The sequence below is a fragment of the Parachitinimonas caeni genome, assembly GCF_030129945.1.
Classification (GTDB): domain Bacteria; phylum Pseudomonadota; class Gammaproteobacteria; order Burkholderiales; family Chitinimonadaceae; genus Parachitinimonas; species Parachitinimonas caeni.
In genome coordinates this window covers 251,649-278,140 of sequence record NZ_JARRAF010000003.1, presented here as the reverse complement: position 1 = coordinate 278,140, position 26,492 = coordinate 251,649, and the positions used below count along the sequence as shown (strand labels likewise).

The window sequence follows — 26,492 nt, the reverse complement described above, 5'->3', positions numbered from 1 at the left end:
CGCGCCGGGCCGAGTTTTGGGGCAGGGCTAGGCAGGGTGAGCGCAGTTTAGCGAGCTAAATAAGCGAACGCTAACGACGCCATGCCCCAAAAATCGACCCGGCCCGGAGGGTTTCGCCGGATTTGGGCCTGCTGCGGTGTTGACTGCCAGGCTGTTGGCTTGCAATGCAAGCCTTACAGCCTGTGCGCCCAGCCGGGAAATCGCGTGGCTTACCACTAACCGGCGCGCTTTTCGCCTTGCATCAGGCCCAATTCCGACGAAACGCGATCCGGAAATAAAATGTCAACAGAGCCTAAAGCCGCTCCTGCAAAATTCAAACTTCATCAGTCCGGATCTTTAGGCATTTGCCAAGGGGCAATGGCAATTGCAGCGCAGCACACCGTGGGGAGGGCGTGCTGCGCGGGAGGGGGGATCAATAAGGTTGGGCGCCCAACGCTTATTTCGAGAACTTCTTGATGGCACGCTGGATCTCGTTGATCGCAGCTTCAATGTCTGCCTCGGTGACTTCCTTGCTTTCTTTCAGCTGACGGTCCGCCGCCAAGGTATCAACACGGGTCGTGACCTGATCAATATCCAGCTTGCGGGTCGAAAGGGCGATGGTTGACAGCTCGTCATCATCTTCATGCCAATTGATGCCGATCGCGGTCAGATTGTCGCCATGCACCCCACCGCGCAGTTCCGCCCGGTCGAGCAATTGCGGAATCGCATACAACACCGGATACGCTGTCAGAAATTGTTCCAGTTCTTCATTGGTGACACAGCCCCACAGGCCGTCAGTGCAGAGCATGACGCAGTCCCCATCCTGCATGGGCACCTTGCCACCGGTTTCCACTTCGGGGGGATAAATACTGCCCAGACAGTTGTAGATCTTGTTCTTCTCAGGATGGCGCTCCGCCTCTTGGGCCGAAATCTTGCCAGCTTCGACCATCTGCTGCACCTTGGAGTGGTCTTTGGTGCGAGCGATCACTTTGCTTTTGCGAATCAGATAGAGGCGCGAATCCCCAACGTGAGCCCAATAAGCCACCCCATCCTGAATGATGATAGCGACACAGGTGGTGCGCGGGGTTTCTAGTAAATGGTGATTGGTGGCGTAATTGAAGATTGCATCATGACATTTCATGAAGCCATCACTCAAAAACTGGTGGGGATTGGCAATGGTGGGGCGTGCCTTTTTCTGGAACAGATCGCAGAGCAGCTCTACCGTTATCTGTGCGGCGACTTCGCCATGCAGATAACCGCCCATACCATCTGCCGCAACCAGCAGCAGGGCATCCCGGCTGTAGGAGTAACCAACACGGTCCTGGTTGTACTGACGCGCTCCACGGCGGCTTTCCTGGAATATCGTAAATTTCACTTGGCCTCTCCTTTACCGCCGAGGCGGCTCAAGGTATTGCGCAATCCGGCCAGCAACGATCCGCTCTTATCTCCGCGTGGTTCGGCGGCGACCTCAAGCAGCGCTTTTTGCAGGGCATGCACACTCTGGGGGCGATCGGTATGCTCAAGCTTCAGGCACCAGTCAACGATATCCAGCAGGCTGTCCGAGTAACGGCCCGACCAGAGCTTCTTGACTGAGGTATAGCGGTCTTCTTTCATCCGCTGATCGGCTGCCTGAGGGGCCATGCCCGACATGCAGGCGAAAATGGTGGCGCCCACGCTGTAAATGTCACTCCAAGGGCCGAGGTTTTCGCGGTCGTTGTAGTGTTCCGGGGCTGCAAACCCTGGGGTGTACATTGGCGTGAATTTGTTAACTGCCGTCCCCAGCGCTTGCCGGGCTGAGCCAAAGTCGAGTAGTACCGGCGAACCATCCCGCCGGATGTAGATATTGGCCGGCTTGATATCGAGGTGCAGCAGCCTGTGCAGATGAACCTCACGCAAGCCATTGAGCAAATGGCAGAAAACATAAAGGATCATGTTTTCCTTGACGCCACCCTGGCTGACCTGAATTTCTTTCTGCAACGTCCTCCCCCGCTCGTATTCCATGACCATGTAAACAGTCTCGTTCGAGCGGAAGAAATTAATGACTCGCACCACATTTGGGTGCGAAATCTTGGCCAGAGTCTTGCCCTCTTCAAAGAAGCACTTCATCCCGTGGCGAAACAGCGCCAGCTTGTCGGCTGAGGTCGCCTGCACGATTTCGCCTTCTTTGCGGAGGACCAGCGCGTTGGGCAGGTACTCCTTGATGGCGACAGGATGATCTTCCTCGTCGTGAGCAAGGTAAACGATCGAGAAGCCACCCGCAGAGAGTTGCTTCACGATGGTGTAATTCAGCAGTTGGTAGCCTCGCGGTAGCGGGGCATTGGACGTCGGAGTCATTGAGACTGGGGGTAGGCCCGTGTGTTATAGTTGGCGGCACCGCAGAAGCTACGGGTTTACATGCAAACCAGTATCTGAGGTACAGATTCTTTATAGCCGCTTCCGGCCGACCTCGGGCTTTACCAATGGATATTTGGTGAAGCCCGAATCAATTTTGGTGACCTTGGGTACTGCTTGTAAAGCCTTGGCAGCAAGTATCTTGGTTATATTTTGTACCAACAACCTGAATTCTGGCTGTTTGTCTCGGTTTTGCCAGTCGGCTGAAGTGTCGCAAACCAGCCCATATTCTTTGAAGAGGTAGAGCATGATCGTCAGCATGACAGGATTTGCAACCATCAGCCGCGAGCTGGTGGGGGGGGTTCTGACGGTTGAATTGCGCGCTGTCAACCATCGCTTTCTCGATGTTTCGCTGCGTCTGCCTGAAGAGCTGCGTTTGCTGGAAAATCAGCTACGGGAAAAGATGGCTGGCAAGGTAACGCGAGGCAAGCTCGACTGTCGTGTTAGCTACAACACTGACACCGGTGCGCCAGCTCCGTTGAGGGTAGATCGTGATTATCTGCAAAGCCTGATTGCCCTCTCTGAACAGGTACGGGCGATGGCTCCTGGCGCGGGTGAGCTGAAGTTGGGCGAGCTGCTGCGCTGGCCGGGCGTCATGGCTTCTGATGCGCTGCCGCCGGAAATGCTGCAGCAGACCTGTCTTGAAATGTTCGATGCGGTGCTGACCGATTTCGTGGCGACACGCCGTCGTGAAGGTGAGAAGCTGGTAGCGATGATGCTGGAGCGCGTCAGCAGGATGGAGCAGCTGGTGGTTGAAGTGACGCCGAAGATCCCGGCTATCGTTGCTGCGTATGAAGAGAAAATTGTTCAGCGTCTGAAAGAAGCGCTTGGTAGTCTTGATGATGATCGCGTCAAACAAGAGGTGGCGTTGTTTGCACAACGGGTTGATGTCGCTGAAGAGATTTCAAGACTCAATGCGCATCTGAGCGAATTGCGGCGTATTCTGTCTGCTGGCGGCTCTGCTGGAAAACGCCTGGATTTTCTGATGCAGGAACTGCATCGAGAAGCGAATACTCTTGGTTCGAAGTCTGTTTCAATTGAAACCAGTCAGATTTCGATGGAAATGAAAGTGCTGATCGAGCAAATGCGCGAGCAGGTGCAGAATATCGAATAAAACCAATATGTAATTGTTGGTTTGGAATAATTTTGGTGCGAATGCCGGCTTGCACGGAATGAGCCGGCATTTTTGTTTTGTGATACGCTGAAATGACGCCTTGCCTATTGGAAGCTGTTTGCAAAATTGCTACGCAGCCGTGGTTCGCGGTCAGGCGGTGCCCCGAATCCTCTTGTAAGTCACCTTGCATTTTGGATTCCGTGAGCGGTTGTTCCCCGACTGGACCGTTGCATATTCAATTTGGCAAGCAGCTTCTAAATTCAAGGCTGCCCATTTTTTGGCACAAAGAAATACGCTTTCCATCATGAACTCTGGAAACATTTACGTCATTGCTGCACCTTCCGGTGCAGGAAAAACCACCTTGGTGCTGGCTTTGCTGGCCGCTGAGCCGCAGGTGCAGTTGTCTATCTCCTATACCAGCCGTGCGCCTCGTGAAGGCGAGGTGGATGGCCGTGATTACCATTTCGTTTCAAGAGAAACCTTCGAAGCGATGATCGCGCGTGGCGAGTTCCTGGAAAGTGCTGAGGTCTATGGCAATTACTACGGGACATCGCAAGTCTGGATCAACGAAGCCTTGGCTGCGGGCAAAGACATTCTGCTTGAGATTGATACTCAGGGTGCCGCACAAGTGCGAAGGCTGTTTCCTCAGGCAATCAGTACTTTTATTTTGCCGCCGTCTGCTGAAATTCTGGAGCAGCGTTTGCGGAATCGTGGCAAGGATAGCGAAGACGCCATTGAACGCCGTCTGAAAGCTGCGCGCGAAGAAATCGCCCACGTTGAAGAGTTCGACCACATCATCGTCAATGAGCATATTGACGAAGCAGTGCGCGACATCATTGCGATCGTGCGTGCAGGACGTCTCACCTTGAACCGGCAGGTGGCACGCCATTCCGAGCTGATTTCCAAATTGAAGGGCGCGTAAGGCGCATGGTTTTTTGTAGGAGGATGTATGGCACGTATTACTGTTGAAGATTGTCTGTCGCGCATTAACAACCGTTTCGATCTGACTTTGGCTGCAACTTATCGCGCCCGGCAGATTGCCAATGGTTCGACCCCCTTGGTTGATGTTCCTGGTAAGGACAAGCCGACCGTGATTGCATTGCGCGAATTGGCTGCAGGCAAGATCGGCCTGGAAATGTTGCATCGAAATAAACCCTGATCCGGCCGGCGCGTTTTGCGCGCCCGGCTTTGCTGGTGACGCCATCCTGGCGTCCAGCACCTTTCGAGACGTTCATTATGGAACTGGCTCTAGCCGATGTTCCCATTCTTGCCGAAACGGCACCTCAGGTCGTGAATGACGCCAACGCCCTATTCCGGCGGCTTGGCACGTATTTGCGATCCGAAGATGTTCTCCTGCTGATTGAAGCATTCAAGTTCGGCGAAGCTGCCCACCGTGGCCAGTTTCGCAAGAGCGGCGAACCCTATATCACTCACCCATTGGCGGTTGCGGCCATCCTGGCAGACTGGCATCTGGATGCGCAGGCTCTGGCGGCGGCGTTGTTGCACGATGTCATGGAAGACACCGGTGTGGCCAAGATCGAGTTGGTTGAGAAATTCGGCCGCACCATTGCCGATCTGGTGGATGGGCTGTCCAAGCTTGAACGACTGGAGTTCCAAAGCAAAGAAGAGGCGCAGGCCGAGAACTTCCGCAAGATGCTGATGGCAATGGCCAGAGACGTGCGTGTGATTCTGGTGAAGCTGGCAGACCGTTTGCACAATATGCGCACGCTGGAGTCGATGCGTGAAGACAAGCAAAAGCGGATAGCAGCAGAAACGATGGAGATTTATGCGCCGATTGCCAATCGGATCGGCCTGCATCGGGTTTATCAGGAACTTGATGACCTGAGTTTCAAATATCTTCACCCACATCGTTATCAGGTTCTGTCCAAAGCCCTGACCAAGGCGCGTGGCAATCGGCGGGAGATGCTTGGCAAGATTATCGACGCCATCAAAACCCGGCTGGCCGATGCGGGTATCGAGGCCTCCATATCAGGTCGTGAAAAGCACCTGCATAGCATCTACACCAAGATGCAAGACAAGCACCTGTCGTTTTCAGAAGTGCTCGATATTTATGGGTTTCGTGTCATCGTCAAGGATGTTCCCACCTGTTACCTGACGCTGGGCGTGTTACACGGTTTGTACAAGCCGATTGGCGGCAAGTTCAAAGACTATGTGGCGATTCCTAAACCCAATGGTTATCAGAGTTTGCACACGGCCTTGTTTGGCCCGTACGGCACCCCAATTGAAATCCAGATCCGCACGCAGGATATGCACAAGATCGCCGAGTCTGGCGTTGCCTCGCACTGGATGTACAAGAGCGGCGATGAGAGTTTCGGTGATGTGCATCAGAAAACGCATCAATGGTTGCAAAGCCTGCTGGAGATTCAGTCAGTCAGTGGGGATTCGATTGAGTTTCTCGAACATATCAAAGTCGATCTTTTCCCGGGTGAGCTCTATGTCTTCACCCCGAAGGGCAAGATTCTGACCCTGCCACATGGTGCTACGGTTGTGGACTTTGCGTATGCCGTGCATACCGATATTGGTAATCGTTGTATTGCGGCCAAGATCAATTATGACCTGATGCCTCTGCGGACGGTGCTCCGTACAGGGGACAGGGTGGAGATTATTACCGCCGCACATGCCAAGCCAAATCCGAGCTGGCTCAATTTTGTGACTACGGGCAAAGCACGGTCCCATATCCGACATTTTCTCAAGACCATGCGCTATGAGGAGGCTGTTGCGCTTGGAGAGAAGATGTTGAACCAGTCGGTCAATGCTTTGGCATCGGTCAAGCAGCTGACGGCAGAGGCCTGGGAGCGGTACTTCAAAGAGAACGCCCCCATCAGTCGTGATCAGGTCTTGTCCGATATTGGTCTAGGCAAACGTTTACCGGTCGTGGTGGCTCAACGTCTGTTGGTATTGTCCGGGGCGTTGACCGATGAGTCCGCCAAACCCGGGCCGATCATGATCCGGGGGACCGAGGGCCTGGCCGTCCAGTTTGCCAAGTGCTGTAACCCGATTCCTGGCGATCCGATTATCGGGGTGATCAAGAAAGGTCAGGGTTTGGTCGTGCACACCCATGACTGCCCGCAGATGACCAAGAGCGGGCGTGTTGATCAGGATAAATTGCTGGATGTGGAGTGGGATGTTTCGTCCAGCAAGCTGTTTGATGTTGCCATCAAAGTGTTGGCGCTACACGAGCGTGGGGTGCTGGCCCAGATTGCTGCGGCAATCTCGGAGGCAGGAGCGAATATCGAAACGGTCAGGATGAATGACGAAGGGTTCGACGGTAGCGACCATTACACTGAAGTGAAATTCACTGTGCAGGTCGAAAACCGCCTGCATCTGGCCAAAGTGAAGCAGGCCTTGCGTCAGTTGCCGAGTATCGTGCGGGTGACCCGGGTCTGAGTATCGCGTGCCGGCGCAATGTTTGCTGCCGCCGGCTGTAGAGAGGGGCGTGCTAGAATCGTCGCCCCTCGAATTTTGTGTGCAGGGCGAATCGTGCTTGAACTTACCGTAAATGGGCAGCTGCATCGTTTTGATGGCGAAATGTCGGTAGCCGACCTGATGAGTGCCCTTGGCCTGGCCGGAAAACGTTGTGCAGTGGAAAGAAATGGCGAGATTGTCCCTCGCGGCATGCATGCCACAACATTGCTGCATGCGGGCGATAAGCTGGAAGTTGTGGTGGCGGTAGGTGGTGGTTAGCCAAGCGCTTCGCGGACGGGTTGGACGGGCGTCGCAGTCGATGTTTTTGCGCTGCGGTGTCGCGTCGTTTAAGGCGGAGACCGCCTTTCTTTTATTTCAAGGTTGGTGTGAATGAAACAGGACAGGCTCGTTATCGCCGGGCGGGAGTATGGTTCCCGGCTACTGGTGGGGACAGGTAAATACAAAGATTTCTCGGAAACCCGGGCAGCTATTGATGCTGCGGGGGCTGAAATCATCACCGTGGCGATTCGTCGCGTGAATATCGGTCAGGAACCGGGCCAACCGAGTCTGCTCGAATTTCTGCCGCCAGCTGAATTCACCTATCTACCCAACACGGCGGGCTGCTATTCAGCGGATGACGCGGTGCGGACCCTCCGATTGGCACGTGAACTGCTGGACGGACATAAGCTGGTCAAGCTGGAGGTTTTGGGAGATCCCCACACCTTGTTCCCCAATGTAATGCAAACCTTGAAGGCGGCTGAGACCCTGGTCAAGGAGGGTTTCGATGTCATGGTGTATACCTCGGATGACCCGATTGTTGCCAAACAACTCGAAGAGATTGGCTGCTGCGCCATCATGCCGCTGGCCAGCCTGATTGGCTCGGGTATGGGGATTCTCAATCCCTGGAATCTCAAACTCATTATCGAGCAGTCACAGGTTCCGGTGATTGTCGATGCCGGGGTCGGCACCGCGTCGGATGCCGCAATTGCGATGGAGCTCGGTTGTCACGGCGTATTGATGAATACAGCGATCGCGGCAGCGCAAGATCCCGTTCTGATGGCCAGCGCAATGCGCAAAGGTGTGGAAGCAGGGCGAGAGGCATTTCTGGCGGGGCGTATGCCACGCAAACTGTACTCGGCTACGCCCAGCTCGCCTACAAACGGCATGATTGGCTGATCTGCATACGGGTCTCCAGCCTGCTGATGACCTATTCAATGGCCCGGTGTTCTCTGGGCCTATCCCACTGGTTTGAGTGAATTGCACGTAATGGAAGAAGAAAACCTGAAACATCGCCACATTCGTAGCTTTGTGCTGCGGCAAGGGCATTTGTCGGATGCGCAGCAGCGGGCGATTGATCTGGGCATGCCCCGCTGGGGCATTGATTACCAACCGGCGAGACTGGATCTGGATGCGGCGTTCGGCCGGTCGGCACCTAAAGTGCTGGAAATTGGTTTCGGCATGGGAGGCGCAACCGCCGAGATCGCAGCCGCCCGTCCCGATACCGACTTTCTGGGCATTGAGGTGCATGGCCCTGGCGTTGGCAACTTGCTGAAACTGATCGAGGAAAAGCAGCTGAGCAATCTGCGCTTGATCCGGCACGATGCCGTGGAAGTCTGCAGCCATATGCTGGCGCCCGCGAGCCTGGATGGCTTTCACCTTTACTTTCCCGATCCGTGGCCCAAGAAGCGCCATCACAAGCGGCGATTGGTTCAGCCCGAATTTGTGGCGGGCATTTTGCCTTTGCTCAAACCGGGTGCGTATATTCACATGGCGACCGATTGGGAAGACTACGCGGTGCAGATGCTGGAAGTGTTGAGCGCGACCCCCGGTATCAAGAACAGCGCCGAGACTTACGCGCCGCGACCCGACTGGCGGCCGCTGACCAAGTTTGAACAGCGTGGCCTGAATCTTGGCCATGGTGTGTGGGATCTGGTCTTTCACAAGCAGTAATCACAGCAATGTCAGGCCGCCCGGAGACTTTCTGTCGGTGGTGGGCGGCCTCTTCAATGTAGCCGTCCTTGTCATCTAAAGGCTTCCACGGCTTCCACCAAACTCCAATTCTTTGTGCTGACAGCGCCGGGTCTCGATGTCTGATCAGTCAGACTCGCGATGCCTGATGGGTTGCTGCCGTGTCCAGGCCTTTCTGGAAACGCAGCTGGAACTGGACTTTTTCCTGATCACTTACCGCTACGACCTGTCCTTGGTGCAAGCGCATGATGGAATCGACAATAGCGAGGCCCAGGCCAACACCGTCTGTGTCGCGACTACGGGCGTCGTCATTGCGGGTGAATCGGCTGAATAGCTGACTAAGTCGCTCGGCGGGAATGGGCTCACCGGGATTGCTGACTGAAAGTACGGCGCCATGCTCGGTTTCTTCCAGCGTCAGTTCGATTTTGGCGTGGTCGGGTGCGTAGCGAACGGCGTTGGAGAGCAGATTGGTCATGGCGCGCCGGAGCATGGCACGGTCGCCGGATACGCAGGCTTGTCCGCATACTCCAATCCGCTGGTGGCGTTCGGAGGCGGCCAATTCAAAGAACTCCGCCAGCTGCTGGGCTTCGGCATGGAGGTCAACGGTGACACGATTCAGATGGATCATGCCGCGATCAGCCCGGGCCAGAAACAGCATATCCGACACCATGCGCTGCAGCTGCTCCAGTTGTTCCAGATTGCCGAGCAGGGCTTCCTCATATTCGTCCGCCTGACGTGGACGGCTTAAGGTTACCTGTGTTTGCAGCATCAGATTATTGAGCGGTGTCCGTAACTCATGGGCGATATCAGCGGAGAATTGCTCCAGGCTGCGAAAGCTGTCGCCCAGCCTTTCCAGCATGCGGTTAAGGCTGGCAACCAGCTGGCGGATTTCGCCTGGGGCGTGGGCGATATCAATCGGCGCACCCAGCTTGGCGCTGGTCATCTGCTCAGCCTCGGTGGCGATCTGGGCAATGGGCGCCAAGCCCTGACGGGCTACAAAGAATGCCAGCAGCCCGCTGGCCAGCGAACCGAGGACCACGGCAAGCACCGCCGACCAGCCATGCTCACGCAGGATTTGCCGTGATTCACTGACATCGATCACCAGAAAGGCATCGATTGCGGCTGGTGCATTGCGTGACCAGGTGTACCGGATGCGCTTGATCCACCAACTGGATTCTCCGCGCTGCAGATGTCGAACCTTGCCGGGCTCCAGGTGGGTGATCTGTGCGGCCAGCGCTGCCGAGTCACTCAGAACCGCCGGTAATGGCAAAAGCCAGTGCCCATTGCTATTTAGTCCGATGGTGAGGTGCGGATGGCCCAGCGGAATGTCGCGCAGCCGGTCCAGTCGGGCGGGTAGCGCTTCGGCGCTGGGAATGTTGCTCAGTACATGCTCGATGATTTCGGTCTTGCCATGAATTTCCGCCAGCTCGCGCTCGTCGAGCTGCATTTGCAGGGCGTGGTAGAGCCAATAGCCCACTGCGCTCAGCAAGAGTGCCGAACCGAGAGAGAACAACACCACCAACCGGCTGCTGAGCGTGGTGGATTCGGGAAACGGATCAAGACGCCATTTCAATCGCGCTGCTCCATCACATAGCCAAAACCACGGACGGTGTGCAGCAACTGGCTGCCGAACGGCTCGTCGATCTTGCTACGCAACCGTCGCACTGCCACTTCGACCACATTGGTATCGCTGTCAAAATTCATGTCCCACACCTGCTCTGCAATCAGCGTGCGGCTCAGTACTTCGCCGCGTCGGCGCAGAAACAGCAGGAGCAGCGCGTATTCCTTGGCAGTCAGGTCGATGCGTTGGCCAGACCGTTCGACGCGCTGTCGTAGCAGGTGCACGCTCAGGTCTCCCAGCGTGAGGACATCGAGTTCCTGCTGTTTGCCTCGCCGCAGCAAGACCCTGACACGCGCCAGCAGTTCAGAGAACGCATAAGGCTTGATCAGATAGTCGTCCGCGCCCAGCTCCAGGCCGCGAACCCGATCCTCCACCCGGTCGCGGGCGGTCAGAAATAGCACGGGTGTGTGTTGACTCTGGCGCAGGCGTTTGATGATCTCCCAACCATTCAGGTCTGGCAGCCCAATATCCAGCACGATGGCATCGTACTCAACGTTTTGTGCCTGATGCAAAGCATCCAGGCCGGACTTCAACCAGTCCACCACAAAGCCGTTCTCCCGCAGCCCCTTGCTCAGATATTCGCCTGCGTGTTGTTCGTCTTCAACCAGTAATAAATGCATGGTGCTTGCCTTTGGAAAGACCTGTTGCGATCAGCATATCGGTGCAATGCCAATTTTGATGGCATCGGACTACAACTAGGCTCTGTTGACGTTTTGTTTCCGGTCGCGCCGGGCCGAGTTTTGGGGCAGGGCGAGGCTGGGTGAGAGCGGTTTAGCGAGCTAAATAAGCGAACCCAAACGATGCCATGCCCCAAAAGTCGACCCGGCCCGGAGGGTTTCGCCGAAACGCGTTCCGAAAACAAAACGTCCACAGAGCCTGGGTTCTGCAAACGTAACGTCAACAGAACCTAAACTAAACAGCCGGCCGCTGGCCGGGCGTTGCTCTTACCTGCATCGTAGCGAATACAGCGCCACCACAGGCCTGGATGACAAATTTGTAATCTGATGGTCAGTTCAGCGACGAGCTATGCCATTTAAGCTGCTAATCAATCAAAAAGTCCCATATTGGGGCGCGGCGAGTTGCCATTCAGCGGAGGAGTCCATGCGTGTTTGCTCGTTCTGGCGGCTATGGCCGTTGCTGTTGCTTCTGCCGGCACAGGCTGCCAGCCTGCACGAGGTCTTTGTTGCGGCCTGGGCACGGCAGCCGGAAGCGCTTGGTCGCGCCGCCCGTGAAGAGGAAGTGGCTGCACGCGTTGACGCCGCTCGCGCCTGGACGCCCCAGCCACCGGCCATCAGCCTGTCGCAGAAGAGTGACCGGATTGATCGCAATACCGGCCAGCGTGAGTGGGAGGTCGAAGTCGGGGTGCCGCTCTGGCAGCCGGGTGAGCGTCAGCAGCAGATGGCTGCAGTGCTGGCTGAGCATGCCGCTTATCGTGCCGAGCAGCTGCACAGCCAATGGCGCTTTGCCGGCGAGCTGCGTGAGGCCTGGTGGCGGCTACAGCTGTCTACCAGCGATTTGGCAATTGCCCGGCGCCGCCTCGAAGAAGTTGGCGCCGTGGCAGACGATCTGGCCCGCCAGCTTAAGGCTGGCGCGGTTTCCCGGCTCGATGCCAATCAGGCACAGATCTCCAGGCAAGCTGCCGAACTGGCATTGACGCAGGCCGATCTAGCCTGGCAGCGGGCGCGTGGCGAGTGGCAAGCGGTTGTGCTGGCGACGCAGACTGGCGAGATAGCAGCGGTACCGGCCGAGGTGCCATCTGCGTCGAGCGCTGCCGAGCGGGTTGCGTTGCTGGAGCGACATCCAGCATGGCTGCTTGCCTTGCAACGGGTGGTGGTGGCACAGGCGCGATTGGGCTTGGCGGCAGTCAATCTGCGGGATGCGCCTGAGCTGGGGTTGGCGATCACCCGGGAGCGCCAGAGTCGTGAAGATCCTTATGCCCAGTCGTTGACTTTGAAACTGAAGATTCCGCTGGGGGGAGATTCTCGCAATCGGTCGCGACAAGCCGCAGCCGCCGCAGAGCTGGCCGAGGCGCAGGCTCAGCTCGACAAGCAAAGACGGCAGCGAGCGCTTGAAGTGGAGGGGGCGGCCGCCGAACTGCAGCAGCAACAGATGGCGGTCAATATCGCGGGCGACCGTCAGCAACTGGCGTTGGATAACTTCACCCTGCAGCAGAAGGCCTATCGGCTTGGTCATATTGACCTGGCCACCCGCCTGCGGGCCGAAGCGGAGCGCTTTGATGCCGAACAAGCGCTGGCGCGCGCCCGACTGGAAGTCGGCCGGGCCATCGCCCGTTACAACCAAGCTTTGGGAGTGTTGCCATGATTTCTGTTGTGCGTCTTTGGCTGATCGGGCTGCTGGTGCTGCCAGGCAGTACGGCCTCGGCTCATGGCGGTGAAGATCATGGTGATACGGTCACCCGGCAAACGGTCACACCGGGGATCGCTCCGCGTGCTGAGGCCAAGTCCGAACTTTTTGAGTTACTGACCGAGCTGAATGGCTCGCAGTTGACGCTTTATCTCGATCGCTTTGCTGACAACCAGCCGGTGCAAGGGGCGCGCATCGAAGTTGAGAGCGGTACTTTCAAGGCGGTCGCCACAGCTGTGGATGATCACTACCGTCTGATGGCCGGGCCTCTCGCCAAGCCGGGCAAGCATCCATTGATTTTCACCATCACTGCCGGCAATGACGCTGATCTCCTGGAGACGACGCTGCTAGTTGGCGGTGATGATTCAGCAGAACCGCATCCGCATCCGCTTCGCTGGCGATGGCCGCTACTGGCGCTGGGTGGGGTGATCGCCATGGCAGCGCTGCTTCGTTTTCAATTTCGCCGGAAAACATCATGAGACGCGCCTTGCTGCATTTATCTCTGCTGACGCTGATTCCGCCCGGTGTGCTGGCGCATGAGGGGCATGATCATGCCGATGCGGCGGCCAGTGTCGCTCAGACCCTCAACGGTAATCGACCACAGCGCTTGCCCGATGGCAGTGTGTTTTTGCCCAAGGTTGCGCAACGACGTCTGGCGGTTCGTACCGTGTTGGCTGCCGTGGCGGACCACCCCCAGACGATAGAACTGAACGGCCATGTCGTCATGGACCCCAGCGCGGGCGGCAAAGTGCAGGCGCTGGTGGCTGGGCGTGTCGAACCTGGACCACGTGGCTTGCCATTGCCAGGGCAGGCGGTGCGCCAGGGTGAGTTATTGGCGTATGTGCGGCCTGTGCTCGGGGCTGCCGAGCGTAGCGGCCAGCTTGCCCAGTTGGCCGAGCTGCGTAGCGCTCGCCAGCTTGCCGAAAAAAACCTGGCGCGTCTGCGCGAGCTGGAAGGGAGCGTGCCCCGGCGGGATATCGACGTCGCCGAAGCGGAACTGGAAAGCCTGGCAGGACGCCTGCAGGCGGTGTCAGCCGGTGTGGAGGGCCGTGATGCCTTGCGGGCGCCGGTGAGTGGCGTGGTGGCGAGTGTTGCCGTGGTGGCCGGGCAGGTGGTCGATGCCAAGGAAGTGCTGTTTGAAGTTGTGGATCCAGCCCGACTGCTGGTGGAGGCACAAGCCTTTGATGCCAGTCTGGTCGATCAGCTGACCGATGCCAGCCTGGCCGGTAGCGATACCCGATTGCGCTATCTTGGCGGCAGTCGCGCGCTACGCGACGGGGCCTTGCCTTTGCTGTTCCGGCTGGAGTCATCAAGTGCAACGCTGGCGCTGGGGCAGCCGGTCAAACTGCTGGCGCGTAGCCGCACTACCCGCAAAGGTGTGGCATTGCCCACACTGGCGGTGGTGCGTAACCCGGCCAACGAGGCCATTGTCTGGTTGCACGCCGCAGCGGAACGCTTCATGCCAGTACCCGTGAAGGTATTGCCTCTCGATAGCGCCACCGTGCTGGTACAGGGCGTGTCGGCTGGCGCACGGGTGGTGACGGGCGGAGCCACCTTGATCAACCAGATTCGTTGAAAGTCCGGAAAATGTTCAACTGGGTCGTCAGCCACAGCTTACGCAATCGCCTGCCCGTGCTGGCGCTTGCCCTGGTTCTGCTGCTTTATGGCGGCATGACGGCTTGGCGTATGCCAGTCGATGTTTTTCCTGATCTCAACAAACCGACCGTAACCGTGATGACCGAAGCCGGCGGCATGGCGCCGGAAGAAGTGGAACAGCTGGTGAGTTTCCCGCTGGAAACCGCCTTGAATGGCATGCCGGGGGTGACCCGTGTGCGCTCGGTGTCGGGTATTGGGCTGTCGATTGTCTACGCGGAGTTTGATTGGGGAAGTGATCTGTACCGCAATCGTCAGCTGGTCGCCGAGCGTCTGGCCGAAGTGCGGGAGCAACTGCCCGCCGGTGTCAGCCCGAATATGGGGCCGATCTCATCGGTGATGGGCGAAATCATGCTGATTGCCTTGCCGGCAGACCCTGGCAAAGTCAGCCCGATGCAAGTGCGGGAGTATGCGGATTTCGTCCTGCGGCCGCGCTTGCTGTCGATTCCAGGGGTGGCGCAGGTCATTCCGATTGGGGGTGAGGTCAGGCAGTTCCGGGTTGAGCCGGACCCTGCGCGCATGGCGCAGCTGGGCATCAGTTTTGAACAGCTGGAGTCCGCACTGAAAGCTTTTTCCCGCAATACCAGCGGTGGCTTTCTGGAGCAGAACGCCCGCGAGTATCTGATCCGCCATCTTGGCCACACCACCCGATTGGAAGATCTGCAGAACCTGGCGGTGGCGGTCAGTCGTGATCGGCCGATTCTGCTGAAACAGATCAGCGAGGTGAAATTTGCTGCCGCCTTCAAGCGCGGCGACGCGGGTTTTGCCGGCAAACCGGCAGTCATCATCAGCGTGCAGAAGCAGCCGGGGGCCGACACGGTACGCTTGACCCGCGAGATCGATATGGCGCTGGCAGATCTGAGCAAGACGCTGCCTGCAGGCATCAGCCAACCTCAGGTGTCGTTCCGCCAGGCCGATTTCATCGACGCATCGATTGATAACGTCCAGGAGGCTTTGCGTGACGGCGCGGTAATGGTGGCGGTGATTCTGTATCTGTTTCTGATGAATGGCCGCACCACACTGATCTCGCTGACGGCCATTCCCTTGTCGATTGCCGTGACGGCGTTGGTATTCAAGGCACTGGGCTTGTCGATCAATGTGATGACCCTTGGTGGGCTGGCGATTGCCATTGGTGAGCTGGTCGATGATGCGCTGGTCGATGTCGAGAATGTGTTGCGCCGACTCAAGCAGCATAAGCCGGATGGCGTGGTTGGCACCATCAAGGCGATTGCGGCGGCCTGTAATGAAGTTCGTTCCGGGGTGGTGGTTGCCACGCTGGTGGTGGTGCTGGTGTTTGTGCCTTTGTTCGCCTTGCCCGGCATCGAGGGGCGGCTGTTTGTACCGCTGGGTATCGCTTATATCACCTCCATCCTGGCCAGCATGCTGGTGGCGCTGACCGTGACGCCCGTCATGTGCTACTTCCTGCTACCGGGCATGAAGCAACTCGATCACGGCGACAGCTGGCTGGTACGAAAGCTCAAGGCCTGGGATCGCCAGTTGCTGGAGGCATCGTTTGGCTATGCCCGGCAGATTCTCGGGCTGGCCATCCTGTTGCTTGCAATGGTGGTGGCAACAGTACCGTTTTTCCCCCGCGCTTTTTTGCCGGCTTTCAACGAAGGCACGCTGACTATCAGCCTGCTCTTGAACCCCGGCACCTCGCTGGCCGAGTCGAACCGCGTGGGGGCATTGGCCGAAACGCTGATCATGACTGTGCCCGAGGTAAAAAGCGTTGGTCGCCGTACTGGCCGTGCTGAGTTGGATGAGCATGCGGAAGGGGTACATTCCAGCGAGCTGGATGTCGATCTCAAGCCAAGCCATCGTGGTCGGGAAGTCATCATTGCTGATATCCGCTCGAAACTAGCGCCACTGCCTGCGACAACGCTGATCGGGCAGCCGATTTCACACCGGCTTGATCACTTGCTGTCGGGCGTTCGTGCGCAGATTGCGGTCAAACTGTATGGAGATGATCTGGATACCTTGCGTGGCCAGGCTGCGGCGTTGCGCGACCGTCTGGCGAATGTGCCGGGATTAACCGATCTGCAAATCGAAAAGCAGGTGCTGATTCCGCAGATCAAGGTTCGGCTGGACTATGCGCGGGCAGCGCAATACGGCGTGGCCCCCGGTGCCTTGCTGAAAACGCTTGAGACCCTGAGCGAAGGGGATACGGTGGCGCAGATCGTGGATGGTAATAAGCGCTTCAAGCTGGTGGTGCGTCTGCCGGATACGGCACGTAATGCGCAGGGACTCGCCAATGTGCTGATCGACACCCCGCATGGCCGCATTCCGCTCAGTCTGGTTGCCAGTGTGGAAGAAAGCGATGGCCCAAACCAGATCGGTCGTGAAAATAGCCGGCGTCGTATTGTGCTCGCGGCAAATACCGATGGTTCGGATATGGCAGGCATCGTGGCGCGGGTTCGTCACGAGCTGGCGGCCAGCCATTTGCCTGCAGGTTACTTTGTCAGCCTTGAAGGCCAGTTTCAGGCGCAGGAGCAGGCTACGCAGCTGATTGCCGGCTTGTCGGTGCTCTCGCTTGGCTTGATTTTCATGGTCCTGTATGGCCGCTATCAATCGTATCGGTTGGCGTTGCTGATCATGGGCAATATTCCAATGGCGCTCATCGGCAGTGTCGTGGCGATGTGGCTGGCCGGGGTATCGCTGTCGGTGGCGTCGTTGGTGGGCTTTATCACGCTCACAGGTATTGCAACGCGCAATGGCATTCTCAAAATCAGCCACTACATCAACCTTTGCAAGTTTGAAGGTGAACAATTCAGCCAGGCGATGATTGTGCGCGGATCACTGGAGCGGCTGACCCCGGTACTGATGACAGCACTGGTGGCTGCGTTTGCCCTGCTACCCCTGTTGTTCGCGGCCGATGCGCCAGGCAAGGAGATTCTGCACCCGGTGGCGGTGGTGATCTTCGGGGGGCTGGTTAGCTCGACCTTGCTTGATACGCTGCTGACACCGTTGATGTTCTGGTTGTTTGGCGAAAAGCCCTTGCAGGTTTTGCTGGCAGACCAAAGCCAGGAAGCGTTTTAAACCGAATTTTTAAACAAGGAATGACGATGAAGCGGCTATTTGTGGCATGCCTGACCAGTTTCGCCTCTGCTTATGCATTGGCTCACGGCGACCTGCAGCCAGCACATGGCGGGGTAATTGAAGAAGGGGCTCTGGTGACGGTGGAGCTGGTTGCCAAGCCAGGTGGCTTGGCGGTGTATCTGAGTGACCACGGCAAGGCGATGGATGCCAAGGGGGCCAGTGGTTCGGTTATTGTGCTTGGCGGCGGTGGCAAGGTGGAAGCCAAGCTCACTCCGGCTGACGGCAATGCCTTGAGCGCTACCGGTAATTTCAAACTAGGTAGCGGCAGCAAGGCTATCGTCAAACTCTCGGTGCCCGGCAAAGGCGACGATCAGATCCGCTTCAGCATTAAATGAGCCGCTAGCACGGCTGGCGTCGTCCTGACTTCGCACCCGATTTGTGGCGGCGGCAAACTCAAGATCGGCCTAGCGCGAGCAGCGGCTGTCATCCAGCGTCGTGCCTTTGAACTCGGCGGCCAACGCCTGCAGTTTTTCTTTTTGCTCACTGCTAATGCCACTGAGCGACAGGGTGGCTGAATGCACGCCATCGCCACGTTCGCGTACGACGGCTGATTTGACGCCGACAGTCCTCAGGCTTTCCAGCCGCCGGTCTGCGGCTTCTCGGGTCGAGAAGATGCCGAGTGATATGGCGTTTTGCCACTTCCCGCCATCGTTGACGACGTAATAGTCGTCAATCTTCAACCCCTTCAGCTCGTCGCCTTTGCGCTGCGCTTCAGCAAGGGTGTTGCGGGGCGGAATGTATACCCAGAATTTGGTTGGACCATCGCTGATCAGTTGCTCGGCCGGGGCATTGGCCAGTTTGAGGGCTTTGAGCTTGCTCTTGGCTCGCAGCAAGTCGCGCTCTGGTAGCCCTTTCCAGACCATGCAGCTGTTGGCGGCGTCCTGGGCGGCTAGCGGGGCAGGAGCTTCCGCAGGCGTGGGTTCGGCTGGTTTGGCATCGGCAGGCTTGGGTTCTGTGGCAGTCGCTGCGCTATCAACACCTGGTTTGCCTGGTTCGGGGGCTTCGGCACTGATCAGCTTGATTTTGTCGGCATTGACTTCGCGCGAGCGCCAGTCTGGCGCTGCCGTCGGTTCGGCAAACTGGCTATAGCCGTAGAACAGCAAATTCGCGATCAGCAGTAGCAGAAAAAGCCATTTCATAAAGAGATTTCCTCATTGGCCACCACGGCCAAGCCTTCAAGCACGAGATTATCTATATGACAGACATGAGAGGCGGCGATGCCGAGCCAAGGTGTAATCACTGCAGCATCCCCTCCCGAGATCAGGCAGCTTACCTCATGACCTCTAAAACGGGCGAGGCGGGCCGCCATGTGTTCAATGGCGCCAGCTAGTGCCACCAGGGCCCCGTTGAAAATGGCATCGCCGGTATTGCATGGAAATTCGGTCGCTTGGCCGGGCGGCAGGCCAAGCTCGGCAGTGCCTTGTGCCAGGCTTTTGCGCATCAGCTGCAAGCCGGGCGAAATGGTGCCACCCAGAAAGACACCCTCGGTGGTCAAGGCATCGACGGTCAACGCCGTCCCGGCCATGACCACCAGCAGGTCTCCCTCTCGCTGCTGGCGGGCACCGATCAATGCCGCCCAACGATCCGCCCCCAGCCGCGCCGGCTCAGTATAGCTATTGTGAATGCCACAACGCTCGCGGCCAGGAATCAACCATTGCACGGTGAGTGGCTGGACAGCGGCGGCCAGCGCCTGCGCCAGTTCCGGCCCTGCCACATTGCAGGCTACAACCTTGCTGATTGGCCACGGTGCGATTTGCGCCGGCAGCATTGCTAGCTCCGTATGCAGGCAGGCAGCGGTATGCAGGGTGTGCGTTCCCTGGCGAATGGCCCACTTGATGCGGGTGTTGCCGATATCAACCAGCAGGTTCAATTTGAATCCTTTCTGCGCAGGCTGACATCGCCGGCGAACAAGCGGAATTCCCCTTGCGCACCGCTGACTCGCAAGGCGCCATCGTCGGTGATGCCCAAGGCGACCCCTTCGGACTGTTCGCCATTCGAGTGCAGGATGGTGACCGGCTGGTGGTGCCAGGCGTGGCGGCGCTCCCACTCGGCAACCAGCGGCTTGAAGCCGCCAGACTCGAATGCCGGCAGGATGTCGGCCAGCTCTGCCAGAATGCCGGCGAGCAGAACGTTGCGATTGGTCTCACCGCCTTGCGCCTGCATATCGGTAATTGGCTGGTCCAGCGCCGTGCGGGCTTGTTGCGACAGGTTGATGTTCAGACCAATGCCGATCACGGCAGCATTCGGGCCGAGGGCGTCTCCCTGCACCTCGATCAGAATCCCCGCCAGCTTTTGTGTCCCGGCGATCAGGTCGTTCGGCCACTTCAACCGGGCCTGGGTTGCCCCGTGGCGTTCGACGGCTCGCGCCAGGGCAATGCCTACCGCCAGACTCAACCCTGACAGCTGGGCAGCACCGCAATCGAATCGCCACAGCAGAGAGAACATCAGGCTGGCACCCAGTTCGCCACGCCATTGGCGGCCGCGTCGCCCCCGGCCAGCGGTTTGCCATTCGGCGGCATATACCATGCCGGATGGTGCGCCTTTTCCGGCTGCTGCCAGCAACTCGGTATTGGTCGAGCCGGTGCTATCGAACAGTTTCAGGTCGAAAAATCGCGCCTGTGAACCCAGATGACGGGCGATGGTGGCTTCGTCCAGCCATATCAGGGGCCGGGACAGCCGATAACCTCGGCCTCGTATGCTGTGAACTTCGATGCCGTAGTGCTCGGCTTGCTGCAGGGCTTGCCAGATCAAACTGCGTGACACCCCCAGCTGTGAAGCCAAGGCTTCGCCCGAGATGAAATGTTCGGCAGAAAGCTGCCGCAGAACATCAAAGCAATTCATGTGCTGCCACGAGGCTGACTATCACGGGTTTGTCGGGCAAACATGGCCGAGGTGGTGAAGACGACCAAGGCCAACGTCAGCTCTGCCAGGGCAAGCCACTGCGACAAGCCCTTGTCACCCCAGGCGCGCATCACGCCTTCGGTGAAATAGGCGAGTACCAGCATGCCTGTCCATTGATAGGTGTAGCGCCGACCTTTCAGCAATCCCGGCAGTGGTAACAGCAAGGGCAGCGCCTTCAGAGCCAGCCAGGAGCCACCAGGGCGCAAAGGGGCGAGGCGCAGCTCCCAGGCTGCGCAGACGGTGATCAGGCAGAGCATGCCGACAATCGTGTAATTACGAAGATTGAGTGTGGAGGGTGTCACGGTATCAAGCCAGTTTGAGGGCAATTTCAGCCAGACGGCGGCCGAGGGTGAAGGTGAGCTGGCGTTCGTGCTCAGTAATGGGGTTGCGGCCATCTTCGCCTGCAATATGCCCGGCACCATAGGGGCTACCGCCGCTCTGGGTCTCGCTGAGGGCCGGTTCGGTAAAGGGCAGTCCGACCAGCAGCATGCCGTGATGGAGCAAGGGCAGGGCCATGGTAAGCAGGGTGGCTTCCTGCCCGCCGTGCTGTGTTGCGCTGCTGGTAAACACGCTGGCAGGCTTGCCGACTAGCGAACCATTCACCCACTCCGCTGTGGTGCTGTCCCAAAAATGTTTGAGGGGAGCGGCCATCTGACCAAACCGGGTCGGACTGCCTAGCGCCAACCCTACGCACTCGCGTAAATCTTTGGCTTCAACATAAGGTGAGCCTTCTTCTGGTATGGCTGGGGCGACTGCTTCACAGACGGGCGACACGGCCGGGACGGTGCGCAGGCGGGCCGTCGCGCCGCCGGCCTCGATGCCGCGCGCCAGGATGCGTGCCAATTGTCGCACCGAGCCGTGCCGGCTGTAGTACAAGACGAGAATTTCAGGCATCAACAGGCAAAAGGGGAAGTAATAGGGATGCGCTATTATAAGGCTTTGCTCCTTAGCCCGACCCGTCAGATGCGCAACCTGTTTTCACTTTTCAGACAGTCTGGCTTCAAGCTGCCCGCGCCGCTGGATTTCGCTGGCTTTGTCCTGCGTCGATTCTGGCGTGATCGCTGCCCGGAAGTCGCAGGCAGTCTGACTTTTACTACCATGCTGGCGTTGGTGCCCTTCCTGACCATCGCCCTGACGGTGGCTTCGGCTTTTCCGACGTTTGAGATCTTCAGCAACCGCTTCAAGACCTTTCTGCTGACCAATCTGGTGCCCGATTCAGCCGGTCGGGTCATTACTGTCTACATGAAGCAGTTCACTGACAATGCCGACAAACTGACCGTCATGGGCACGGCAGCGCTGGGCATTACGGCGCTGGCCATGTTGATCACGATTGATGAGACCTTCAACCGGATCTGGCGCGTCAGCCGGTCCCGCAGACTGGTGACTCGGGCGCTGACGTATTGGGCGACGCTGACGCTGGCGCCTTTGCTGATTGGTGTTTCGATTTCACTGACCTCCTGGCTGTTTGCCGAATCAGGTCTCAATGCGGGGTGGTTTGCGTCGTTCTTGCTGGAAAGTGGCACCATTTTGCTGGCCATCATCGCATTTGCCTTGCTGTATGGGGTGGTGCCCAATTGCCCGGTGCCAATGCCGCATGCCATGAGTGGTGCCATATTCGCCGGCATTCTGTTCGAGCTGATGAAAAAACTGTTCGGTTGGTATGTGCGGCAGTTCTCAGGCTTCAAGCTGGTTTATGGCGCCTTTGCCAGCTTGCCGATCTTTCTGATGTGGCTCTATCTGAGCTGGATGATTGTGCTGGCGGGGGCGGTGCTGACGGCAGCCCTGTCTTACTGGCAAGGCGGCGCATGGCGCAAACCGGTGTTACCAGGGCGACGCGTGCGCGATGCCGTGAGAGCCTTGCTGGAGCTTGACAATGCCCGTCTGACCGGTGAAGCGTTGACCGAGTATGTTCTGCAACGCCGGCTGGCGATGGGGCTGGATGAGCTGCATGGATTGCTGGAGCAGCTGGCAGAGAAACAATGGGTGCAGGCAACGCGCAATAGTGGTTGGGTGCTGTCGATTTCTTTGGAGTCGCTGACTTTGCGCGAGGTTTACGCCACCCTGGTCCCACACCCCCAGCCAGACGACCAACCTGTGGACCGCATTGCCAGTGAGCTGGATCGGCACTTTAGCAAGGTCGATGCCGAGCTGAACGTGACTCTGGCCGAACTGAAGGCTGGCGCTAGGCTCTGTTGACGTTTTGTTTCCGGTCGCGCCGGGCCGATTTTTGGGGCATGGCGCGACCGGAAACAAAACGTCAACAGAGCCTAGCCGGCTATAAACCGTGACGAAGCGGAGGCTTATCCCGGTGCGCCGGTACTCTGCATATACTCGAATAGATCAAAGCCGATCGCTTGTTCGATGAGTTTGGTGGCGCGGACCAGATACTCACCTTCATCGGTATAAATCGCCAACTCCCGCATTGGCCCAAACGTGCCACGTGCGGCGGCGATCAGTGGTGCCTGCTTCAGGGCGACAACTTCTGGCAGCAGCAGACAGGGCTGGAATGTGGTGCCTTGATGCGCGATGGTTGGCCGAATCAGCGCCGCTTCAGCTTTCGATGCCAGAATCTGCACTCCCATCTCAATGGCGTCGCCTTCGTCTACCACCTGCAGCCAGCGCGATGCGGCAACCATCCAGCCGCCTTGCTCGCGTGATTGCAGGCCGACAATGTCGCCAACTCGATACTGACAGTGCTGCGGAACCGGTTGCATGCGGATAGCGTAACCACCGGGGCTTTCGTTTAAAACGACCCAGTCATCGGGTGGCGGTACGACAGCGCCGCTCAGCGTGGCCGGACCTTCGCTCCCTTGCTCGCTCACCTCAATTCCCGTGTCAAGTACCACGGGCTGCAACAAGGCTTTGGCGCCGTTGGCATAGAAGCTGGCGGAGCGTATCCCGGCACAGACTTCCACCAGGCTGCTGGCACGAATCCGCTGGAAAACCCGTTTCGGGGCAATGCTCCATTGACGGATCACTCGCTTGAGTAGATCAATCCAGGCCTGAGCCTTGGCCTTGTCGGGCACGCTGTGCGCTTTCGATTCGACGGATTGCAGCGCCTTATGCAGGTGCTTGGCCATATCCAGCGTATCGAGCAGAATCGCGCTACGGGAATCGACATCGACGGGACGCTGACCCAGAAACACGGGCGGACTGTCTGTCTCCAGACGCACCAGAAAAAAGCCGGCTGGATTGGGAGTGACCGTCAGGGGCTGAAACTGCGCAGCAGCGCCATAGTTGCGGATCAGATCCTGAATTTTGTCGAGATCGGACGTCGAGTAGCGATAGGGGTCCGCCAGCGACAGCAGCAGAATCTGCTTGTATAAGCCACCAAGTGTCATGTTGGGATTGCCGGCCGCTTCTTCCGGGCCGTCGATCATCTTGTGCTGAATGACGTGACGGAACACGCAATGCAGCTCAAACCAGACACCGGGAGGCAATGGGCAATAGCATTTGCAGCATACCCAGAACAGCTTCTGATAAGTCATCAGCAAATGCTGGAATAGCTGCGGCAGCTGCTTGTTACCAAAAGAAAAACGTTTCTCCAGCTTGTCGAGAATGGCCAGCTTGTAGCCATTCGCGAGTTCCATTTGCAAAGCCCGCGCCATATTCGCCGAGTTGCGCGCTTTGTCCTTCATCGGCACGCTGCCGGAGGTGAAGGCCTGCTCCAGCGGCGCTTCCAGCATGTCGATCGTGACTTGATAGTGCTCAAGCAATTTCTGGCGGGTATCCGCATCAATCTTTACCCGGTTGAGCGTGGCCAGCGCGTCGCAGATGGCGCGCGAGGTCTCAAGCAGGTTGGCGTGTGGCAAAGATACCAACCAAGCCTTGAGTGCCTTGGGGTTGGTTTCAACCGCAATATGCGGGTTGGCAACCGGTGTCGGAACGCTAAAGCTGATCGTCATGTTGGTTATGATGGCAGGATCAAATTTAGTTATACCTTATTTTTCGGCGGACGCGACCGGCGCAAATTCAGCCGAGTCGAGCAGGCTCAGCATGACCTCCACAAATAAGCCAAAACCTGCGTCATCGATGACATATGGCGGCATCAGATAAACCGTATTGCCTATAGGTCTTAGCAGCAGACCTCGTGCCAGCGCCGCTGAAAAACAGCGCTGCGAAAAACCGGGGCCTGCGCTATCGACTTCAAATGCCCAGATCATTCCAATATTGCGAAAATTATGGACCCGGGAATGTTGCGCCAGGGGCGCCGCCAGCAGATTAAAGCGTGTGGTCTTGCTTTCGTTTACCGCCAATACCTGATCGTGCTCGAAGATATCCAGTACCGTCAGCGCTGCTCGGCAAGCTAGCGCATTGCCGGTGTAGGAATGTGAATGCAAAAAGCCTCGACCGATATGGTCATCATAGAAAGCTTCGTAAACCTTGTTGGTGGTTAAGACCGCTGCAAGTGGCAGATAGCCCCCGGTAATTCCCTTGGACAGGCAGATGAAATCTGGCCGGATCTGGGCTTGTTGATGCGCAAACATGCTGCCGGTGCGGCCAAATCCAACGGCAATTTCATCCGCGATCAAATGAACTTGGTACTTTTCACAGAGCGCGGCCGCCTGCTTGAGCCAGCTGGCGGGGTAGATGGCCATGCCTGCTGCGCACTGCACCAGCGGCTCCACAATCAGCGCGGCGATGCGCTGCCCATGGTCAGCCAGCAAGGTTTCTAGCGATACCAGCGTACGCGCAGCATATTGCTCTGCAGTCTCGTCGGGTCTGGCCAGACGTGGATCAGGTGATGGGACGCGGTGACTGTGGCGAAGAAGCGGTGCGTAGGTATCACGAAACAAAGGGACATCCGTAACTGACAAAGCGCCAATCGTTTCACCGTGGTAGCTGTTTTCCAGGCTGACGAATTCACATTTCTCAGCCCGACCGGTGTTTCGCCAGTAATGAAAGGACATCTTCAGCGCAATTTCGGTAGCCGATGCACCATCCGAGCCATAAAAAGCATGGCCGAGACCGGTGAGCGCGGCTAATCGCTCTGATAGCTCAATGACCGGCTGCTGGGTAAAGCCAGCCAGGATGACATGCTCTAAAGTGTCCAGTTGCTGCTTGAGCGCGTCGCCGATCACCGGATTGCAATGGCCGAACAAATTGACCCACCAAGAGCTGACGCCATCGAGATAGCGCTTGCCTTCAAAGTCGTAGAGCCAGATACCTTCCCCGCGGGCGATCGGGACAATAGGAAGCGACTCGTGCAATTTCATCTGGGTACATGGGTGCCAAACCGCTTGCCGGCTGCGGCTGAGCCAAGATTGGTTATTCATTTGGACCTCTTAACGGGTTCGCAAACTGCGGAAGGGGCGGGTATTCGATGACGAGGACGCCTGTCTTCCAATGTTCGGGGTTTGGGGTACTCTCGTATCGGTCTTCCAATCGGAAGTGTCGGGTGCATTGTCATGTAAGTAGCACGGTCGGCTCCAGCGATGGATGTCCTGGATTGCGCAGGCAGGCAAGGTTTGCCCTCGATTTCATTCCAGCAGCAAATGATGTTTGCCGGATGTCTTGAAAAGGCCATATGTCGCCCATATCATTAGCACTCGTCAGCGATGAGTGCTAGCAATGCTGGGTTTTGAGGGGTTTAGCCTCAAAATCAGATTCCGCTGATTCGCTCAGAATTTCTTTTGAACAGGAGATGTGTCCATGAAAATCCGTCCTTTGCATGATCGCGTCGTCATCAAGCGTGTCGAAGCCGAAGAGAAGACTGCATCTGGAATCGTTCTGCCCGGCAACGCCGCAGAAAAGCCAGATATGGGTGAAGTAGTTGCCATCGGTAACGGCAAAGTGCTGGAAAACGGTTCGGTTCGTGCCTTGCAAGTCAAGGTCGGTGATAAGGTCATCTTCGGTAAGTACTCCGGTCAGACCGTCAAGGTTGACGGTAACGAGCTGCTGGTCATGCGCGAAGAAGACATCATGGGTGTTGTAGAGGCTTAATCCTCGCCACTCTGCCGCAAACCCGGATTCAACCGT

Annotated in this window: 26 protein-coding genes; 14 read left to right on the top strand and 12 right to left on the bottom strand. The window is 57.7% G+C overall.

All coding sequences use genetic code 11. From position 1 onward, the window contains the following. Window positions 1-436: 436 nt before the first annotated feature. The 3 genes from PZA18_RS04245 to PZA18_RS04235 form a co-directional block, all read right to left on the bottom strand. Window positions 437-1,354, bottom strand: a complete 918-nt coding sequence (locus PZA18_RS04245; protein WP_284099549.1) for a PP2C family protein-serine/threonine phosphatase — start codon at window positions 1,352-1,354, stop codon at window positions 437-439. Beyond that, window positions 1,351-2,313, bottom strand: a complete 963-nt coding sequence (locus PZA18_RS04240) for a serine/threonine protein kinase (RefSeq protein ID WP_284099547.1) — start codon at window positions 2,311-2,313, stop codon at window positions 1,351-1,353. The genes PZA18_RS04245 and PZA18_RS04240 overlap by 4 nt, the downstream gene beginning before the upstream one ends. 90 nt (window positions 2,314-2,403) lie before the next feature. Continuing rightward, a complete protein-coding gene (locus PZA18_RS04235; protein WP_284099546.1) occupies window positions 2,404-2,631 on the bottom strand; it encodes a hypothetical protein in 228 nt (75 codons plus the stop codon). Here PZA18_RS04235 and PZA18_RS04230 point away from each other — a divergent pair. The 7 genes from PZA18_RS04230 (at window position 2,630) to trmB (ending at window position 8,860) form a co-directional block, all read left to right on the top strand. Then, a complete protein-coding gene (locus tag PZA18_RS04230; protein ID WP_284099545.1) occupies window positions 2,630-3,484 on the top strand; it encodes a YicC/YloC family endoribonuclease in 855 nt (284 codons plus the stop codon). The two genes, PZA18_RS04235 and PZA18_RS04230, sit on opposite strands and share 2 nt — an antisense overlap. Window positions 3,485-3,788: 304 nt before the next feature. Next, complete coding sequence (gene gmk, locus PZA18_RS04225; protein ID WP_284099554.1) at window positions 3,789-4,406, top strand: guanylate kinase; 618 nt, start codon at window positions 3,789-3,791, stop codon at window positions 4,404-4,406. A gap of 27 nt (window positions 4,407-4,433) precedes the next feature. Continuing rightward, window positions 4,434-4,643: a DNA-directed RNA polymerase subunit omega gene (gene rpoZ / locus PZA18_RS04220; protein WP_284099544.1), complete on the top strand. Its 210-nt coding sequence runs from the start codon at window positions 4,434-4,436 to the stop codon at window positions 4,641-4,643. Between the two features lie 77 nt (window positions 4,644-4,720). Then, window positions 4,721-6,892, top strand: coding sequence for a RelA/SpoT family protein (locus tag PZA18_RS04215; RefSeq protein WP_284099543.1), 2,172 nt, complete (start codon window positions 4,721-4,723; stop codon window positions 6,890-6,892). A gap of 93 nt (window positions 6,893-6,985) precedes the next feature. Beyond that, a complete protein-coding gene (gene thiS, locus PZA18_RS04210; protein WP_284099542.1) occupies window positions 6,986-7,189 on the top strand; it encodes a sulfur carrier protein ThiS in 204 nt (67 codons plus the stop codon). Window positions 7,190-7,300: 111 nt separating this feature from the next. Beyond that, complete coding sequence (locus PZA18_RS04205; RefSeq protein WP_284099541.1) at window positions 7,301-8,086, top strand: thiazole synthase; 786 nt, start codon at window positions 7,301-7,303, stop codon at window positions 8,084-8,086. A gap of 90 nt (window positions 8,087-8,176) precedes the next feature. Beyond that, window positions 8,177-8,860, top strand: a complete 684-nt coding sequence (gene trmB / locus PZA18_RS04200; RefSeq protein ID WP_284099540.1) for a tRNA (guanosine(46)-N7)-methyltransferase TrmB — start codon at window positions 8,177-8,179, stop codon at window positions 8,858-8,860. Window positions 8,861-9,008: 148 nt separating this feature from the next. Here the strand turns inward: trmB and PZA18_RS04195 are convergent, their stop codons facing one another. Together PZA18_RS04195 and PZA18_RS04190 are read right to left on the bottom strand one after the other, a co-directional pair. Further along, window positions 9,009-10,451, bottom strand: coding sequence for a heavy metal sensor histidine kinase (locus tag PZA18_RS04195; protein WP_284099539.1), 1,443 nt, complete (start codon window positions 10,449-10,451; stop codon window positions 9,009-9,011). Then, window positions 10,448-11,119 (bottom strand): heavy metal response regulator transcription factor, encoded by a 672-nt coding sequence (locus PZA18_RS04190; RefSeq protein WP_284099538.1) that lies wholly within the window; start codon window positions 11,117-11,119, stop codon window positions 10,448-10,450. The genes PZA18_RS04195 and PZA18_RS04190 overlap by 4 nt, the downstream gene beginning before the upstream one ends. A 481-nt stretch (window positions 11,120-11,600) precedes the next feature. Between PZA18_RS04190 and PZA18_RS04185 the strand changes: the two genes are divergently transcribed. Genes PZA18_RS04185 through PZA18_RS04165 form a run of 5 tightly spaced genes read left to right on the top strand, consistent with a single transcriptional unit; the run spans window position 11,601 to window position 17,947 of the window. Next, window positions 11,601-12,821, top strand: a complete 1,221-nt coding sequence (locus PZA18_RS04185) for a TolC family protein (protein WP_284099537.1) — start codon at window positions 11,601-11,603, stop codon at window positions 12,819-12,821. Continuing rightward, window positions 12,818-13,342: a hypothetical protein gene (locus PZA18_RS04180; protein WP_284099536.1), complete on the top strand. Its 525-nt coding sequence runs from the start codon at window positions 12,818-12,820 to the stop codon at window positions 13,340-13,342. Before PZA18_RS04185 ends, PZA18_RS04180 begins: the two co-directional genes overlap by 4 nt. Continuing rightward, window positions 13,339-14,439, top strand: a complete 1,101-nt coding sequence (locus PZA18_RS04175) for an efflux RND transporter periplasmic adaptor subunit (protein WP_284099535.1) — start codon at window positions 13,339-13,341, stop codon at window positions 14,437-14,439. The genes PZA18_RS04180 and PZA18_RS04175 overlap by 4 nt, the downstream gene beginning before the upstream one ends. An 11-nt stretch (window positions 14,440-14,450) precedes the next feature. Then, window positions 14,451-17,552 carry an efflux RND transporter permease subunit gene (locus tag PZA18_RS04170; protein WP_284099534.1) on the top strand — a complete coding sequence of 1,034 codons (3,102 nt, stop codon included), beginning with the start codon at window positions 14,451-14,453 and terminating at the stop codon, window positions 17,550-17,552. A gap of 26 nt (window positions 17,553-17,578) precedes the next feature. Then, window positions 17,579-17,947, top strand: a complete 369-nt coding sequence (locus PZA18_RS04165) for a hypothetical protein (RefSeq protein ID WP_284099533.1) — start codon at window positions 17,579-17,581, stop codon at window positions 17,945-17,947. Window positions 17,948-18,016: 69 nt separating this feature from the next. Here the strand turns inward: PZA18_RS04165 and PZA18_RS04160 are convergent, their stop codons facing one another. From PZA18_RS04160 to wrbA, 5 genes are read right to left on the bottom strand one after another with little or no spacing between them, the layout of a single operon-like run. Further along, entirely contained in the window at window positions 18,017-18,751 is a 735-nt protein-coding gene (locus tag PZA18_RS04160; RefSeq protein WP_284099532.1) for an SPOR domain-containing protein, read from the bottom strand. Continuing rightward, window positions 18,748-19,482 carry a type III pantothenate kinase gene (locus PZA18_RS04155; RefSeq protein WP_284099531.1) on the bottom strand — a complete coding sequence of 245 codons (735 nt, stop codon included), beginning with the start codon at window positions 19,480-19,482 and terminating at the stop codon, window positions 18,748-18,750. Before PZA18_RS04155 ends, PZA18_RS04160 begins: the two co-directional genes overlap by 4 nt. After that, window positions 19,479-20,453 (bottom strand): biotin--[acetyl-CoA-carboxylase] ligase, encoded by a 975-nt coding sequence (locus tag PZA18_RS04150; protein WP_284099530.1) that lies wholly within the window; start codon window positions 20,451-20,453, stop codon window positions 19,479-19,481. The genes PZA18_RS04155 and PZA18_RS04150 overlap by 4 nt, the downstream gene beginning before the upstream one ends. Further along, on the bottom strand, window positions 20,450-20,770 hold the full coding sequence (locus PZA18_RS04145) for a DUF2069 domain-containing protein (RefSeq protein WP_284099553.1): 321 nt from the start codon (window positions 20,768-20,770) through the stop codon (window positions 20,450-20,452). Before PZA18_RS04145 ends, PZA18_RS04150 begins: the two co-directional genes overlap by 4 nt. A 49-nt stretch (window positions 20,771-20,819) precedes the next feature. Continuing rightward, the gene (gene wrbA / locus PZA18_RS04140) at window positions 20,820-21,407 is read right to left on the bottom strand and encodes an NAD(P)H:quinone oxidoreductase (protein WP_284099529.1); all 588 of its coding nucleotides are present in this window, start codon (window positions 21,405-21,407) and stop codon (window positions 20,820-20,822) included. A gap of 27 nt (window positions 21,408-21,434) precedes the next feature. Between wrbA and PZA18_RS04135 the strand changes: the two genes are divergently transcribed. Next, window positions 21,435-22,709 carry a YihY family inner membrane protein gene (locus PZA18_RS04135; RefSeq protein WP_284099528.1) on the top strand — a complete coding sequence of 425 codons (1,275 nt, stop codon included), beginning with the start codon at window positions 21,435-21,437 and terminating at the stop codon, window positions 22,707-22,709. Between the two features lie 104 nt (window positions 22,710-22,813). Here PZA18_RS04135 and PZA18_RS04130 read toward each other — a convergent pair whose 3' ends face one another. Continuing rightward, window positions 22,814-24,418, bottom strand: coding sequence for a hypothetical protein (locus tag PZA18_RS04130; RefSeq protein WP_284099527.1), 1,605 nt, complete (start codon window positions 24,416-24,418; stop codon window positions 22,814-22,816). 36 nt (window positions 24,419-24,454) lie between these two features. Then, the gene (gene bioA, locus PZA18_RS04125) at window positions 24,455-25,789 is read right to left on the bottom strand and encodes an adenosylmethionine--8-amino-7-oxononanoate transaminase (RefSeq protein ID WP_284099526.1); all 1,335 of its coding nucleotides are present in this window, start codon (window positions 25,787-25,789) and stop codon (window positions 24,455-24,457) included. 376 nt (window positions 25,790-26,165) lie between these two features. Between bioA and groES the strand changes: the two genes are divergently transcribed. After that, a complete protein-coding gene (gene groES / locus PZA18_RS04120) occupies window positions 26,166-26,456 on the top strand; it encodes a co-chaperone GroES (protein WP_284099525.1) in 291 nt (96 codons plus the stop codon). Window positions 26,457-26,492 lie beyond the last annotated feature (36 nt).

Excerpts from the sequence above, each read along its gene's own strand:
- PZA18_RS04240 (WP_284099547.1), bottom strand. The coding sequence starts at position 2,313 with ATGACTCCGACGTCCAATGCCCCGCTACCGCGAGGCTACCAACTGCTG.
- PZA18_RS04230 (WP_284099545.1), top strand. The coding sequence starts at position 2,630 with ATGACAGGATTTGCAACCATCAGCCGCGAGCTGGTGGGGGGGGTTCTG.
- PZA18_RS04235 (WP_284099546.1), bottom strand. The coding sequence starts at position 2,631 with ATGCTGACGATCATGCTCTACCTCTTCAAAGAATATGGGCTGGTTTGC.
- gmk (WP_284099554.1), top strand. The coding sequence starts at position 3,789 with ATGAACTCTGGAAACATTTACGTCATTGCTGCACCTTCCGGTGCAGGA.
- rpoZ (WP_284099544.1), top strand. The coding sequence starts at position 4,434 with ATGGCACGTATTACTGTTGAAGATTGTCTGTCGCGCATTAACAACCGT.
- PZA18_RS04215 (WP_284099543.1), top strand. The coding sequence starts at position 4,721 with ATGGAACTGGCTCTAGCCGATGTTCCCATTCTTGCCGAAACGGCACCT.
- PZA18_RS04205 (WP_284099541.1), top strand. The coding sequence starts at position 7,301 with ATGAAACAGGACAGGCTCGTTATCGCCGGGCGGGAGTATGGTTCCCGG.
- trmB (WP_284099540.1), top strand. The coding sequence starts at position 8,177 with ATGGAAGAAGAAAACCTGAAACATCGCCACATTCGTAGCTTTGTGCTG.
- PZA18_RS04190 (WP_284099538.1), bottom strand. The coding sequence starts at position 11,119 with ATGCATTTATTACTGGTTGAAGACGAACAACACGCAGGCGAATATCTG.
- PZA18_RS04185 (WP_284099537.1), top strand. The coding sequence starts at position 11,601 with ATGCGTGTTTGCTCGTTCTGGCGGCTATGGCCGTTGCTGTTGCTTCTG.
- PZA18_RS04180 (WP_284099536.1), top strand. The coding sequence starts at position 12,818 with ATGATTTCTGTTGTGCGTCTTTGGCTGATCGGGCTGCTGGTGCTGCCA.
- PZA18_RS04175 (WP_284099535.1), top strand. The coding sequence starts at position 13,339 with ATGAGACGCGCCTTGCTGCATTTATCTCTGCTGACGCTGATTCCGCCC.
- PZA18_RS04170 (WP_284099534.1), top strand. The coding sequence starts at position 14,451 with ATGTTCAACTGGGTCGTCAGCCACAGCTTACGCAATCGCCTGCCCGTG.
- PZA18_RS04165 (WP_284099533.1), top strand. The coding sequence starts at position 17,579 with ATGAAGCGGCTATTTGTGGCATGCCTGACCAGTTTCGCCTCTGCTTAT.
- PZA18_RS04160 (WP_284099532.1), bottom strand. The coding sequence starts at position 18,751 with ATGAAATGGCTTTTTCTGCTACTGCTGATCGCGAATTTGCTGTTCTAC.
- PZA18_RS04150 (WP_284099530.1), bottom strand. The coding sequence starts at position 20,453 with ATGAATTGCTTTGATGTTCTGCGGCAGCTTTCTGCCGAACATTTCATC.
- PZA18_RS04145 (WP_284099553.1), bottom strand. The coding sequence starts at position 20,770 with ATGCTCTGCCTGATCACCGTCTGCGCAGCCTGGGAGCTGCGCCTCGCC.
- wrbA (WP_284099529.1), bottom strand. The coding sequence starts at position 21,407 with ATGCCTGAAATTCTCGTCTTGTACTACAGCCGGCACGGCTCGGTGCGA.
- PZA18_RS04135 (WP_284099528.1), top strand. The coding sequence starts at position 21,435 with ATGCGCTATTATAAGGCTTTGCTCCTTAGCCCGACCCGTCAGATGCGC.
- PZA18_RS04130 (WP_284099527.1), bottom strand. The coding sequence starts at position 24,418 with ATGACGATCAGCTTTAGCGTTCCGACACCGGTTGCCAACCCGCATATT.
- bioA (WP_284099526.1), bottom strand. The coding sequence starts at position 25,789 with ATGAATAACCAATCTTGGCTCAGCCGCAGCCGGCAAGCGGTTTGGCAC.
- groES (WP_284099525.1), top strand. The coding sequence starts at position 26,166 with ATGAAAATCCGTCCTTTGCATGATCGCGTCGTCATCAAGCGTGTCGAA.